Origin of the sequence: Curtobacterium ammoniigenes NBRC 101786, assembly GCF_001571045.1 — a bacterium.
Classification (GTDB): Bacteria; Actinomycetota; Actinomycetes; order Actinomycetales; family Microbacteriaceae; genus Curtobacterium; species Curtobacterium ammoniigenes.
The window spans coordinates 373,810-387,210 of the sequence record NZ_BCSV01000004.1 but is presented as its reverse complement, the minus strand read 5'-3'; the positions used below and the strand labels follow the sequence as shown (position 1 = coordinate 387,210).

13 protein-coding genes are annotated in these 13,401 nt (G+C 68.6%); 11 read left to right on the top strand and 2 right to left on the bottom strand.

The features are described from left to right. Nucleotides 1–30: 30 nt before the first annotated feature. From CAM01S_RS10840 to CAM01S_RS10820, 5 genes are all read left to right on the top strand, one after another. The gene (locus tag CAM01S_RS10840) at nt 31–1,005 is read left to right on the top strand and encodes a 2-keto-3-deoxygluconate permease (protein WP_066521020.1); all 975 of its coding nucleotides are present in this window, start codon (nt 31–33) and stop codon (nt 1,003–1,005) included. Next, entirely contained in the window at nt 1,002–2,213 is a 1,212-nt protein-coding gene (locus CAM01S_RS10835; protein ID WP_066521016.1) for a four-carbon acid sugar kinase family protein, read from the top strand. The genes CAM01S_RS10840 and CAM01S_RS10835 overlap by 4 nt, the downstream gene beginning before the upstream one ends. Beyond that, on the top strand, nt 2,210–3,214 hold the full coding sequence (gene pdxA / locus CAM01S_RS10830; RefSeq protein ID WP_066521013.1) for a 4-hydroxythreonine-4-phosphate dehydrogenase PdxA: 1,005 nt from the start codon (nt 2,210–2,212) through the stop codon (nt 3,212–3,214). Before CAM01S_RS10835 ends, pdxA begins: the two co-directional genes overlap by 4 nt. A gap of 13 nt (nt 3,215–3,227) precedes the next feature. Then, entirely contained in the window at nt 3,228–3,989 is a 762-nt protein-coding gene (locus CAM01S_RS10825; RefSeq protein ID WP_066521010.1) for a DeoR/GlpR family DNA-binding transcription regulator, read from the top strand. 186 nt (nt 3,990–4,175) lie between these two features. After that, nucleotides 4,176–5,492, top strand: coding sequence for an LCP family protein (locus tag CAM01S_RS10820; protein WP_245631612.1), 1,317 nt, complete (start codon nt 4,176–4,178; stop codon nt 5,490–5,492). 120 nt (nt 5,493–5,612) lie between these two features. Here CAM01S_RS10820 and CAM01S_RS10815 read toward each other — a convergent pair whose 3' ends face one another. Further along, nucleotides 5,613–6,416 carry a carbohydrate ABC transporter permease gene (locus CAM01S_RS10815; RefSeq protein WP_157071524.1) on the bottom strand — a complete coding sequence of 268 codons (804 nt, stop codon included), beginning with the start codon at nt 6,414–6,416 and terminating at the stop codon, nt 5,613–5,615. Between the two features lie 84 nt (nt 6,417–6,500). Between CAM01S_RS10815 and CAM01S_RS10810 the strand changes: the two genes are divergently transcribed. Next, on the top strand, nt 6,501–7,478 hold the full coding sequence (locus CAM01S_RS10810) for a zinc-binding dehydrogenase (protein WP_066521265.1): 978 nt from the start codon (nt 6,501–6,503) through the stop codon (nt 7,476–7,478). A 163-nt stretch (nt 7,479–7,641) separates the two neighbouring features. Then, complete coding sequence (locus tag CAM01S_RS10805) at nt 7,642–9,759, top strand: cell wall-binding repeat-containing protein (protein WP_157071523.1); 2,118 nt, start codon at nt 7,642–7,644, stop codon at nt 9,757–9,759. 1 nt (nt 9,760) lies between these two features. On the opposite strand, the gene CAM01S_RS10800 is transcribed toward CAM01S_RS10805, so the two are convergent. Continuing rightward, nucleotides 9,761–10,267 carry a hypothetical protein gene (locus CAM01S_RS10800; RefSeq protein WP_066521001.1) on the bottom strand — a complete coding sequence of 169 codons (507 nt, stop codon included), beginning with the start codon at nt 10,265–10,267 and terminating at the stop codon, nt 9,761–9,763. A gap of 275 nt (nt 10,268–10,542) precedes the next feature. On the opposite strand from CAM01S_RS10800, the gene CAM01S_RS10795 reads away from it, so the two are divergent. From CAM01S_RS10795 to CAM01S_RS10780, 4 genes are all read left to right on the top strand, one after another. Then, entirely contained in the window at nt 10,543–11,244 is a 702-nt protein-coding gene (locus tag CAM01S_RS10795) for a hypothetical protein (RefSeq protein ID WP_066520999.1), read from the top strand. A gap of 95 nt (nt 11,245–11,339) precedes the next feature. After that, nucleotides 11,340–11,924 carry an RNA polymerase sigma factor gene (locus CAM01S_RS10790; RefSeq protein ID WP_245631611.1) on the top strand — a complete coding sequence of 195 codons (585 nt, stop codon included), beginning with the start codon at nt 11,340–11,342 and terminating at the stop codon, nt 11,922–11,924. Beyond that, nucleotides 11,921–12,688 (top strand): hypothetical protein, encoded by a 768-nt coding sequence (locus tag CAM01S_RS10785; protein WP_066520996.1) that lies wholly within the window; start codon nt 11,921–11,923, stop codon nt 12,686–12,688. Before CAM01S_RS10790 ends, CAM01S_RS10785 begins: the two co-directional genes overlap by 4 nt. A 7-nt stretch (nt 12,689–12,695) precedes the next feature. Next, nucleotides 12,696–13,400, top strand: a complete 705-nt coding sequence (locus CAM01S_RS10780; RefSeq protein WP_066520992.1) for a sirohydrochlorin chelatase — start codon at nt 12,696–12,698, stop codon at nt 13,398–13,400. The last annotated feature ends 1 nt before the right edge of the window (nt 13,401 follow it).

Sequence of the window (13,401 nt, the reverse complement as noted above, 5' to 3'; positions counted from 1 at the left end):
CGGGACCCGACGAGACAATGAGGTTTGCGGATGTCAGTGCCCATCAAAGCTGCGATCGAGCGAGTGCCCGGAGGCATGATGCTCGTCCCCCTGCTCGCGGGCGCGATCCTCGCGACGGTCGCGCCCGGAACGGCTGACTTCTTCGGATCGTTCACCGGGGGACTCCTCACCGGGAGCACGCCGATCCTGGCCGTGTTCTATGTGTGCATGGGCGCGAGCATCGACCTCCGCGCGACCCCATACATCCTGAAAAAGGGAGGGGCGCTGTTCGGCAGCAAGGTGCTGCTCGCCGTCGTCCTCGGCATCATCGCCGGTCGGTTCATGACCGAGGCGCCGATCAATCACGGAATCCTCACCGGGCTGTCGGTGCTCGCCATCGTTGCCGCGTTCAGCGACACGAACGGCGGTCTGTACATGGCGCTGATGGGCCAGTACGGCAAGCCGAAGGACGTCGCAGCGTACTCGATCATGACGATCGAGTCGGGTCCATTCCTCACGATGGTGATCCTCGGCGTCGCTGGACTCTCGGCCTTCCCGTGGCAGGCGCTCCTCGGTGCCCTGATCCCGCTGCTCCTCGGCATGATCCTCGGAAGCCTCGACCCGGCCATGCGCAAATTCCTGGCGGGAGCGGCACCGGTCCTCATCTTCTTCTTCGGGCTTGCGCTCGGGTTCGGCATCAGCCTGCAGACGGTGCTCAAGGCGGGCCTCCTCGGCATCGCGCTCGGCCTCGTCGTGCTCCTCCTGAGCGGCGTCGTCCTGTTCTTCGCCGACAAGCTGACCGGCGGCACCGGACTCGGGGGCCTCGCCGCCTCCTCGACCGCCGGCAACGCAGCTGCCGTCCCCATGCTCGTGGCCGCAGCGAACCCCGCCTATCACCAGGCAGCCGGGCCGGCGACCGTGCTTGTATCCGCATCGGTGGTCGTGACCGCCATCGGCACGCCGCTCGTGGTCGCATGGTTTGCCCGACGCCAGACCGCTCGCGGCGTGGCCCTGGCAGAGCGATGACCGCGCTCGACCTGCCTCTCACCATTGTCGCCGACGACCTCACCGGCGCGGCAGACGCGGTGGGCGCACACGGCGCGCACTACCGGACGTCCATCGTCTTCGACGCCGGTGCCGCCGATCAGGACGCCGACATCGTCGCCATCGACACCGCCACGAGATACGCAGCGCCGGACGAGGCGCGCCAGACCGTGGCATCCGCGTTCGCGGACGCGCTTCGGGCCGGACGCTCGGTGTTCAAAAAGGTGGACTCCCTGCTCCGCGGGAACATCGGCGCGGAGATCGCTGCAGCGGCGTCAGCGATGACCGGACAGGAGGCGCGTTCAGCGTTCGTCCTGTTCGCTCCCGCATATCCCGGGGTCGGCCGGACGACGCAGCACGGTGTCGTCCACGTAGGCGGCACCGTGGCGTCGCGTTGCCCCTTCGGCGGGGACGCCGTCCGCGCCATCGGCGCCGATGGCGTGCGTGCCCAGCGCGTTCCAGCCGCCCTCACGCTCGACGCGCTCGTCGTGCGCCTCGAAGCGCTGCACCATGCCGGGCTCGATGGCGCCGTTATCGATGCTGCAAGCGACGAGGATCTGGCGCTCGTGGTCGCGGCGAACGAGCGCCTCGGTTTTCCGACGCTCCTGGCCGGGTCCGGTGGGCTCGCCGGACACGTCCTTCCGCGTCGCGACTCGTCGCGAACGCCGACCACACCGGCACCGGCACCGGGGGCCGCGCGGGTGCTCACCGTCGTGGGCAGCTACTCCGACCTCGCCCGCGCACAGATCGATCGGTTGGTCGACCGAGGTGCCCGGCATCTTCAGGTGCCCGTCAGTCGGGAAGCCGGGACGGGCCTCCCGACCGACGTCCACCACATGCACGAGGACCTCGTCCTGACCCCGGACCTCGCCGCGCCCGTCGACACGGGAAACGCGCTGCGGGTGGCCGCGTCCGTCGCAGCGGCGGTCGTCGACATAGCGGAACCGTTCGACGCAATCGTGCTCACCGGCGGCGAGACCGCCCGCGCCGTGATCGACGCCTTGGGCGTTCGAACGCTGCGCGTCCTCGGTGAACTCGAGCCGGGCGTCGTGGTCAGCAGTGCCGGGGCTGCGAGGCCGCTCCTCGTCACGAAGGCCGGAGCATTCGGCGACGCGGAAACGCTCGCGCGCGCCGCGGACCACCTTCGAACACAGCCACATCTCACCAGCCAGGAAATGAGGACCGCATGAAGCCGACGATCGGCATCACCATGGGCGACGCGGCAGGCGTCGGACCCGAGATCATCGCCAAGGCGCTCGCCGAGCCGGAGCTTCGCGCCGCGGCACGCCTCTTCGTCGTCGGCGACGCCGAACGGATGCGCCAGGCCGCCGCGATCGTCGGCTCGCCGCTGTCGGTGCGTGAGGTCAGCAACCCCGGGGAGGTCGCCGACGGTGACGAAAGCATCCCTGTCCTCAACATCGACGCGGTGCCCGCGGACCTGCCGTGGGGCGAGCTGTCCGCGGACGCAGGCAACGGCTCCTACCTGTTCATCGAGAAGGCGGTGCAACTTGCGATGGCCGGCGAGATCGACGCGATCTGCACCGGACCACTCAACAAGGCGGCCCTCCACATGGCCGGCCACGCATTCCCGGGCCACACCGAGCTCCTCGCGGCACTGTCCGGCACCGAGGAGGTCTCGATGATGCTCACGGCGCCGAACATGCGGGTCATCCACGTGACGACGCACCTCGGCCTCGTGGACGCGGTTGCCGCGATCGACGGCGCCCGCGTCTATCGAACGATCAAGCGTGGCAACGACCTGCTCGTCGGCGCGGGTACCGAGCGACCGCGGATCGCCGTCTGCGCCATCAACCCGCACGCTGGCGAGAACGGGCTCTTCGGATACGGCGAAGAGGCATCGAAGATCGCTCCCGGGGTCGAGCGCGCGGTGGCCGAAGGGATGGACGTCGTCGGTCCCCTGCCCGCTGACACGCTGTTCTACCGCGCTGCCCGCGGTGACTTCGACCTCGTCGTCGCCCAGTACCATGACCAGGGCCATATCCCGGTCAAAGTGCTCGGACTGAAGAACGGAGTCAACGTGACCGTCGGACTCCCGTTCGTCCGGACTTCCGTCGACCACGGCACGGCCTTCGACATCGCCGGCAAGAACATTGCGGACCACGAGCCGTTGATCGAAGCGCTCCGGCAGGCGATCGAGCTTGCCCCGACCCACGAGAGCGCTGACGCCTGACGGCGCGGAAGCGATGACGGCTCGCGAGCGTCGACAGGAGATCGGCTCCCTGCTGCGGCAGGCGCCGATCGGCGTCGATGACCTCGCGAGCCGATTCGGGGTGACGGCGTCCACGATTCGACGGGACCTCGAGACCCTTGCGCAGAGCGGCGCGATCGTGCGGACCTACGGCGGTGCCAGAGCCGTCGGCGCGCACGAGCAGAGCCTGCGGGAACGAGAGCAGATCGCGATCCACCAGAAAGCGGCGATCGGGCGCCTGGCGAGTGCGCTCATTCCCGCCTCGGCGCTCATCGTCCTCGATGCCGGAACGACCGCCGGCGCACTCGCACGGTGCATTGCGCATCGCGAGGATCTCACGGTCGTGACGAACGGACTCACGACGACCCGTGAACTGGAGCACAGCACCGGAATCGACCTCGTCGTGCTGGGCGGATCACTGCGACACATCAGCTCAGGACTCGTCGGACCGATCGCCGAGCGAACGATGTCGGGCATCACCGCGGACATCGCGTTCCTCAGCGCCGACGGTGTCAGCGCTGATCGCGGACTCTGCGAGCAGACGCCCGAGCAAGCAGCGCTGAAGCGGATCATGGTCGAGAACGCGCAGCGCGTGTATGTGCTCGCCGACGCGACAAAGCTCGGCGCGGAGACGTCGCACTGGTGGACCGCGATCGAGCAGCCGTGGACCCTCATCACCGACAGCGGCGCGGACGACGCGCAACTCACTCGATTCCGGGAAGCCGGGGTCGAGGTCATGGTGGCGCCCCCGGCGTGACGCTGCGCCCGCGCGGCATGGGTCGACTCCAGCCATCCGCCTTCATCGCTGCGCGGACCCTCATGCAGCATCGAGAGAGTTCGCTGCGTCGTCGGTACACAATGAACCGCGGCGACCGTCCGCGCTCACTCACGCCCCTGATTCGCGCAAGCATTCAGACGGGCTCGAACTGCGAGGCGGTTGCCAGTGTTGAAAGCCGATGCATCGGGGCCGGTCGCCCATCGCCGTCGCACCCCGCGGGCCCGGCGAATCCGGGACCGCGTGCTGTTCGGCGTCGCGATGCTGGCGGTGTTCGCGCTGGCCGGCAGCGGCATCGCCGTTGCGCGGTCGTACTTGGACCTGAGCACGGGCATTCATCGGTCCGCGATCTCACTGCCGCGTGTCGTCCCCGCAGGCCGGACCACCACCGCTCCGGAGCAGCAGCAGGCGACGAACATCCTGATCATGGGGCTGGACAGCCGCCTCGATGAGAACGGCAATCCCCTCCCGGCCGCCACGTACGAAGCGCTGCACGCGGGGGACGGGTCGGACGGCGGCTACAACACCAACGTCCTCATGCTGATCCACATCCCAGCCCATGGGAATCCGGTGGGCATCTCGATTCCGCGCGACGACTGGGTGTCGCTTCCCGGCGCGCCCGACGGCGCGGTCATGGGAAAGATTAAGCAGGCCTACGGGTTGGAGCTCGACCAGACGCTGCGGCACATCGTCAACACCGAGGTCGGTGTCTCCCACGACGTCGCTTATCAGGAGGCACGTGCAGCGGCCCGCCAGGAGGAATTGCTCACCGTCTCCCAATTCATCGGACAACCGATCGATCACTTCATCGAGGTGACGATGGCGGCGTTCTATGAAATCGCCCAGGCCGTGCAACCGGTCGAGGTCTGTCTCAACGAGGCCACCACCGACACCTACTCCGGCGCGAACTTCCAGAAGGGGTATCAGGAGCTCTCAGCGTCGCAGGCGGTCAGCTTCGTCCGTCAGCGGCGGGACACGAGCGGGAGCGGAGTCGAGCTGACTGACCTCGACCGTGAACGCCGCGAGCAGGCGTTCATCGTCGCGCTCGCCTACAAGCTGCGGCACGAGAACGTTCTCGGCAATCTCGGGCTCGTGCAGCAGCTCATCGACACGGCGAAGCAGAACATCGCGCTCGACTCGGGATTCAATCTGCTGCAGTTCGCGTCGGAAGCGAACAAGATGGCCGGCGGCGGTATGACGTTCCAGACGCTGCCGATCGTCGGCTACGGCGTCGAACAGGGCGAGGACGTCAATATTGTGAACCAGGCGCAGGACCAGCAGGTCGCGGCACAACTCATCGCCGCCTCCGATGGCACCGCGAGTACCGCAACAGCCGCGCCGTCGGCAAGCCCGTCGACCGGCGCCGTCGCAGCAACGGCGGGGGCCACCGCTTCTGCGACTGCTTCGGCCGCGGCGACGCCCTCCACAACCACGACCAGTGCCGCTCAGCCGCTCGCCTCCGGCGCGATTCCGTGCGTGAACTGACGACGGTCTCCGAGGCGGGCGCGGGGGTGTCGATGCTGTCGCCGGAAGCCGGTGCGGGGGCGTCGATGCTGTCGCCGGAAGCCGGTGCGGGGGCGTCGGCGCTGCCTCCGGAATCGGGTGTCAGCGACCCGCGAGGGAACCGCCGACCCCGCCGACGCTGAAGTACCGGTTGAGGAGCACGAACACGAGGACCGGCGGCAGCGCAATGAGCACCGCGAGCGTCGGTGAGTGCCCGGCAGCCTGCAGCCCGACGCCCAGTGTGTAGTTGTTGATGCTGCGCATGAAGATGAACGCGGCCATGTACTCGTTCCACACGGTGAGGAATGTGAAGATCGCGGACGTCAGCATGGCGGGGAGCGCGTTCCGCAGAACGACGCGGAAGAAGCCTCCGAACACCGAACACCCGTCCATCCACGCCGCCTCCTCCAGTTCGATCGGGATCGTGTCGACGTAGGCGGCGAACATCCACACCGCGAACGAGAGCGTCAATGCCAGATAGACGAGACCGAGTCCGAACAGGTTGTCGATGAGGTTGATCCGGGCGAACAACAGGAAGAGCGGGACGAGCAGGACGACCGGCGGGAACGACTGCAGCAGGAAGATCACCAGCGCGTACGTGGAAACGGCCCGACCACGTGCTCGGGCGAGCACATAGCCAGCCGGCGCGCCAAGGAGCGTGCACACGATGACGGCGCCGACGGCGAGCATGAGGCTGTTCTCGAACCAGTACTGCGACGGCGGCTGCAGCGCGAATCCGACGGACTGCCGAAGTCCTTGAAACCACGCTCCGACGGGCAACCCGGCCCGAAGGGCGTTGATGCCGAGTGCGCTCGACACGGTGCCCTCGAGGGGATAGAGGACGGCGGCGCAGATCACCATGACGATGGCGAATCGCCACCACCGGCGCTGCGACTCCCTCGACACGGATTCACCCTACGGCGTGCACACATGTGCACGGGTGCCGACGCGGCTCGGCGGACAGTGACCGTCGCTGAGACAATCGATGCCATGCGTGCGCTCATTCACGACCGATTCGGCGATCCTGCGGAAGTCCTCTCCGTCGCGGAGATTCCCACACCCGAGCCCCGGCCCGGTCAGGTCCGTGTTCGCACACTGCTTTCACCGATTCACAACCACGATCTGTGGACTGTTCGCGGAACGTACGGATATCAGCCCACCCTTCCGGCGCAAGCGGGAACGGAAGCGGTCGGCGTCGTCGACGCACTCGGCGACGGCGTTACTGCCCTGCAGGTCGGGCAGCGAGTCGTTACCGGCGGAACATTCGGCGTCTGGGCCGAAGCGTTCGTCGCACCCGCAGCCGGTCTCATCCCCGTTCCGGACGCCATGGACGATGCGACCGCTGCACAGCTGGTCTCCATGCCGTTCAGCGCAATCGCCCTCCTCGACTCGCTGCAGCTCGAACCGGGTCAGTGGCTCGTGCAGAACGCCGCGAACGGTGCCGTCGGCCGGCTCGTCGCACAGCTCGCCGCCGCGCGCGGCGTGCATGTGCTCGGCCTCGTACGCCGCAGTGCGGGCGTCGACGAGCTCGAACAGCAGGGCATTGGCGACATCGTGGCGACCGACACGAGTGACTGGCGTGAGCGTGTCACCGCGACCACCGGAGGCGCGCCGATCATCGCCGGGGTCGACTCGGTCGGCGGGTCCGCATCAGGGGAGGTTCTCTCCCTCCTCGCGGAGAACGGGACGCTTGTCGTGTTCGGAGCCATGGCCTCCCCGACGATGGAAATCGCGTCGGGAGATGTGATCTTCAAGCAGGCGACGGTCCGCGGGTTCTGGGGCGCGAAGGTCAGCAGCGCGATGGCGCAGGAGCGTCGAGCTGCGCTCCTCGGCGAACTGATGCAGCGCATCGGCGACGGCTCCCTGACCCTGCCCGTCTCAGCCACGTACAGCTTCGACGAGATCGCCGACGCAAGCCGCGCGAACTTCGAGCCGGGCCGGGTCGGCAAGGTCCTTTTGCGCCCCTGAGCGGCCGCGGTCGGCGAAGCGTGGGCGACGCCACCCGTTCCCTGTCAGAAGACTCATGACCAAACGTGCGCGGAGGGGATGTCCCGACCGGAACCGCGCGACGGATGACTTACATTGCGAGTGAACCTCACGGGCCCTGCCCCCAAATCCGGAGGCACCGCTCGTGCGAATCGTGCACACTGTCATCGCTGCTGCAGCAGCCGGAGTAATGGCCGCAGTCACGCTGCTCGGCGTGCCTGCCAGCGCATCCGTCCAGGCCGCCACGTCGGCACCGTCGCAGGTCCTCTACGTCGCGCTGCCGCACCCGGACGACGAGTTCGAGGCAGCGAGCTACTACGCGGACACACCACAGGACTACAAGGTGTTCGTGCTGATGACCCACGGAGAGTCGACGTATCACTGCACGCCCGTGGGGTACGACTTGGCCATGCTCGATGGAGCCTCGGCGCCGAATCCGGTGCCGACGGGCATCCAGACCACATCCTGCGAACAGGCACGCCTCAACTCGTGGGTTCACTACTTCGAGGGCATGTCGGCGGTTGATCCGACGCTGCCGGGCGACTTCGGGGAGCCGGTGACGACACCGGCATTTTCGGCGCTCGGCGACGCTTTGACCCGAGAGGCTCTGCAGCCGACCACTCCTGCGAGCGGATCGACGGACGCGCCAACGCCGACGCCAACCGCTCCGCCGACGGCGACTGCGACGCCGACTGCGACTGCGACCGCTCCGCCGACGGCGACTGCGACGCCGACTGCGACTGCGACCGCTCCGCCGACCGCGACTGCGACGCCGACCGCGACCGCGACGCCGGCCGCGACCGCGACGCCGACCGCGACGGCTACGCCGACCGCGACCTCCGTGCCCGCGCCGACCCCCTCGGCAGCACCGACGCCGCAGCCGTTCACCGACACTCGCGCGACCGTGTGGCTCGATCAGAAAGGCCGCGGTGCGCTCGTCGCCTTCGATCTCGGCGACGGCGACCTCTCCGCGCAGAAGGTCCAGTGGGCGATGCGCACGGTGCTCGCGAATCGGGCCGCGCTGGGGCTGAACACGAGCCTCCCGAATGCGGGAATCGTCACCGCCTACAGCAACCTGTCGACGCAGGGCTGCTACATCTACACGCACCCGGATCATGCCGCCGTCGCGGCGGCTGTTCGCGACACTGACTTCGGCCTTCGCGTTCAGGCGGTCGCCACCTGTGGCGAGGACCCCACGGCGTCCATGACGCTCACCGTTCCGCAAGACATCGTCGACGCGGCGTATCCCGCAAACGGCGACCCGGGCATCTTCGCAAACAGTTACGGGTGGCTCGAGACACCGGCGATTTCCCGGACCGACCAGAGCTCGCTGTTCATGGCCGTGCAGAGCTTCGCCGCGACGAACCAGAACGTGCCGATGACGCGGGTGAGCGGACCTGACCGGTACGCAACCGGTGTCGCCATCGCCCAGACCGAGTATCCCGCCGGTGCGCCGGTCGTATATCTCGCGTCCGGCGAGAACTACCCCGATGCGTTGTCCGCCGCATCGGCGGCAGCAGAACAAGGCGGACCGCTGCTGCTCACGTCCTCCGGCGCGCTTCCGGTCGTCGACGCGCAGGAGATCGCTGCGCTGCATCCATCGCGCGTCGTCATCGTTGGCGGCGTGAATGCGGTCAGCTCGACCGTGGCGAACGAGGTCACCGCTCTCGGAACGAGCGTTGTCCGCATCGCGGGGAGCGACCGATACGACACGAGCAGACAGGTCGCCACCTACGCGTTCGGTCCGGGCATCGCGCGTGCCTATGTGGCGAGCGGATCGAATTTCCCGGACGCGCTCTCAGCGTCTGGTGCCGCCGGCGCGACGGGGTCACCGGTGCTCCTGACCCCTGGTGGCGACCCGTCTGATGCGCAGGTCGCGCCGGCACTCGCATACCTGGCGCCGAAATCGATCGCGGTTGTCGGTGGCACGAACGCCATTCCCGCGACGATCGACGCGCAGCTGTCCGGGATCGCTCCCGTGCAACGACTGTCGGGTAGCGACCGCTTCGGGACGAACGCGGCGGTGATCGCGAGCGTCTATCCGAACGCCCCGTCCGCGTACGTTGCCTCCGGGGTGAATTATCCGGACGCGCTGACGGGAGCGGCGCTGGCCGGCCACGCGCATCTGCCGCTTGTGCTATCGACCGGCTCTTGCTTGACGCAGCCGGTGTGGAACACGGTCGCGACGCTCGGTATCAACGACATGACCGTGCTCGGCGGCCCGAATGCCGTCGGTGACAGCGTGAATCAGCAGGTCTGCTGAGTCAGTCGGTCGTCGCTCCGCGGCGTTGGATGACCGGGAGTTCCGACGGGCAGCCGCTCTGCGCCGTCGCGGTGAGCAGACCGATCGTCTGCTGGTACGTCAATCCGTAGCCGCGCTCTTCGATCTGAACCGCCGATTGAAAGAACGTCGGCGACATATGTGGCGAGCCGAGCGTCGCGCAAACCAGGTCCGTGTAGTCGGCAACGGTCACGGGCGTGATGTCGTGCACAGTGGGGAGCCGCGCGACGTAGCGGAGGAGCTGCTGCTGTGACCGGGTGATTGTCGGCGCCGCGGGTGCCGCGGAACCCGATCCGCCTGCAGGCTCGAGGGCGTTCCCGCCCGCACTGCTGCCGGACGCCGTGCTCACGTCGCCGGGCGTCTGCGCGGGGACAGACGGGCTGACTGCGTTCGGACGCGGACCTGCGACGCGCTCTTCGGACGGCGTTGCCGGGCGCAGCACGACGATCACGATCCCGGCGGCGACGATCAGCGCGAGCCCACCGCCCACTGTCCCGAGGATGCGGGATCGCCGAGGCCGACGGCCGCCCGGTGATGCACCCCCGCCACGCATAGGCCGCAGTCTGGCAGGTGGCGCTCCCCGCACCCTGGGCGCGTGCGCGTCCTGTCCACGACATTCAGCGCTCCCGAACCGCCGCGTAACCTTTCCGACCCCGTGAACGATGGAGAGAGTGTCGGCGCGTTCGGGTCGCGTTGACAGGTTCGCAGCGGGGGACCCCCTGCCCCCGCTGCGAACGCATCGAAGTCGATTCGAGAAGGAATTTCATGTCGCTTTTTGCTGCCCTCGTGTCCAGCAAGGTTGCCGTTGGGGTGCTTGCGCTTGGCACGCTCACTGTCGGAGGCACGGCTGCTGCCGCGTTCACCGGCTCGCTTCCGCAGCCGCTCCAGACCCAGGCCCACCAGCTGATCGGCGCTCCTGCGACCGCAACCGCGTTCGCTAGCGCCACCGCCAACCCCACTGACGAGGCGAGCGCCTCGGCGAGTGCAAGCGCGTCGGCCACCGCTGACCCGACCGCGGGCGCCACGACCACCGCCACCGCCGCTCCGACCACCGCCGCTCCGACCGCCTCCGCGTCGGCCGCTGCGAACGCTGTCGGCCCTGACGCCACCGGCTCTGCTGCGTTCGGCCTGTGCAACGCGTATGCGCACGGCGGTCTTGCCGTGACCAGCATCGCCTACGCCTCCCTCGCGAAGGCTGCCGGCGGTGCTGCCTCGATCACCGGATATTGCGCGACGGTGAACGCCCACGGGCACGCCACCGTGACAGTGCCGACCTCGACGGCGACCGCAACCCCGTCGACCGCCGCCGGAACCTCGACGGCGACCGCCGGTGCCGCGGCCGTTCCGGGCCACGTCGAGACGCCCTCGCTGCCCTCGGTGACGAACGGCGCGAAGACCACGCCGAAGCTCCCGGGTGTTGCTGTCAGCGGCTCCTCCCAGCAGGCGGCGGCGGTCGGCAACCGCTGATCGCCATCTGTCAGCCGAGCGGCGGCGATCGGCGATCAGGCGCCGCCGCTCGGTTACGGTAGGGCGAGCCGTGCAGGATGGGCGGAAGGAAACGGGTGCGCGCTCGGGCTAAGGCCACCGACGAGAGCAGCGAGGCTTCGCTGTTCTCCGATGCCTACCGCGAATTCGCACCAGGAGTCCGCGGATATCTTCACGCCCGCGGTCTGCCGGATCCTGAAGCGGTGACGCATGACGTCTTTATCGCACTGCACGAGCGGATCGGTACTGTGACCGGCGGTCGTGCAGGGCTGAAGACCCTGATTTACACCATTGCCCACGCCCGGTGCGTCGACCACTATCGGCAGCGTGCCCGGGGGCCGGCCTTCGAACCATACGAACCAGACAACGAGACACGGCTCGTCCCGTCAGCAGAGGACATCGTGATGACGCACGGATTCGGCAGCAACGTGCTGCCGTTGCTCGATTCGCTGAGTGCGGAGCAACGCGAGGTCATCGCGCTCCGCGTCATCGCCGATCTCTCGCTCGAGGACACCGCGGCCGTCATGGACCGGTCGGTGGGTGCAGTGAAGCAGCTCCAACGCCGAGCGCTCGTGAGTCTGCGACAACGAGTCGAGAACGCGGGACACATCGACCTGGTGCCAGCCACCCAACTCGGCGTCGGGAAGGTGGCGATGTCGTGACCGAGCACACCGAAGCGTCGCTGTCGTCGCTCTTTGCCGAGGTCGGGCTCGATCCTGCACAGCCCGATGCCCTTCTGCAATCGCTTGCCGACATCGCCGATCTGGGTGCCGGCGATCCTCCCGTCCCGAATGCCGAACTGGCCGCCTTGCTCGCGGGCTCGTCTGCCCAGGCAACTGTTCACGTGCTGCCGTCGCGCCGCTCGGTTCGGGCGTCGGAGGCCGCAGCAGCCGCGCAACGACGCTCGGCCCGGTCACGTCGTGGGGTTGCGGCGGTCACCGCGGTGAGCCTCGCCGGGTTCCTTGTCGCCGGAACGGCCGCCGCCGCTGCAGCAGATCCGCAGTTCCGACACGCGGCCACCAGCACGATCGTCGGCGCAGTCGGAAGATTGACCGGTCACCCGCAGCCAGCTCCTCCCGGAAGACCGGCGCCAGGGCAGCATCCCGTCGTTTCGCCGGTGACGCCTGGGAGTACCGCGCTGCCGCCTGCGCCCGTAGCTCCGACGCCGGAAGCGCCGTCGTCGGCGCCGTCCAGCGCCAGCAGCAGTGCGCATGGCAGCAGCGCTCCCGGCGGCAGCGCGTCCGGTCACGGCGCACCCGTCATCGGCGTTCCAGTCCCGACGTTGCCGACCCCCGGATGGCTCCTCGGGCACGGCCGCAACAGCCCCGAGCCAACCACGACACCGAGCCCGGTCATCCCCACCCATCCGGTGATTCCGCCTGTCCTGCACACCCCGCCAGCGGTGTCCCACGCCGGTGGCCAGTAGGAGCCCCGTGTCCGTCACCGTCCTCGCCGCCTCGCACGGCACCGCCTCGCCACGCGGTCAGCGTGCGGTCCGTGCGCTCGTCGATGCGGTGCGAGCGCGCAGTGCAGTGGACGTGATCGCGTGCCACGTCGATGTGCAAATGCCCGATGTTCCGACTGCGCTCGCCGCCGTCCCGTCGGGCGCGCGCGCCGTGATCGTTCCGCTGCTCCTGTCCGCGGGATATCACGTGTACGTGGATCTCGCGGCGAGCGCCGCGGCAGCTGCCGCGCCGGCGGTCGTGACGGCAGCGCTCGGCCCGGACGAGCGGCTCGCGGCGGTGCTTGAGCGACGACTGCAGGGGGTCCATTGGCGCCCGGATGACTCGGTTGCGCTGGCCGCCGCCGGGTCGTCCGACGCTCGCGCGGTGAAGGACTGCCTCCGCATCGGCGCGATGCTGTCGGCGCGGATCGGGGCCGACGTGTCGGTCGGATTCCTCTCCGCCGCCGAGCCGACGTTTGCCGCTGCCGTGCGAACGGCCCGAGAGAGGGGGACCGGGCGCGTGGTGGCGCTGCCGTATCTGCTCGCACCCGGCTACTTCCTGGACCTCGTGCACGGGTCCGAGGCCGACCTCGTCGCCGAGCCGCTCGTGACTCCGGATTCGACGCCGGATGACGTCGTCGCGGTTGTGCTCGATCGCATCGGCAGCGCCATGTCCGGTTCATCAGAGGACTGAT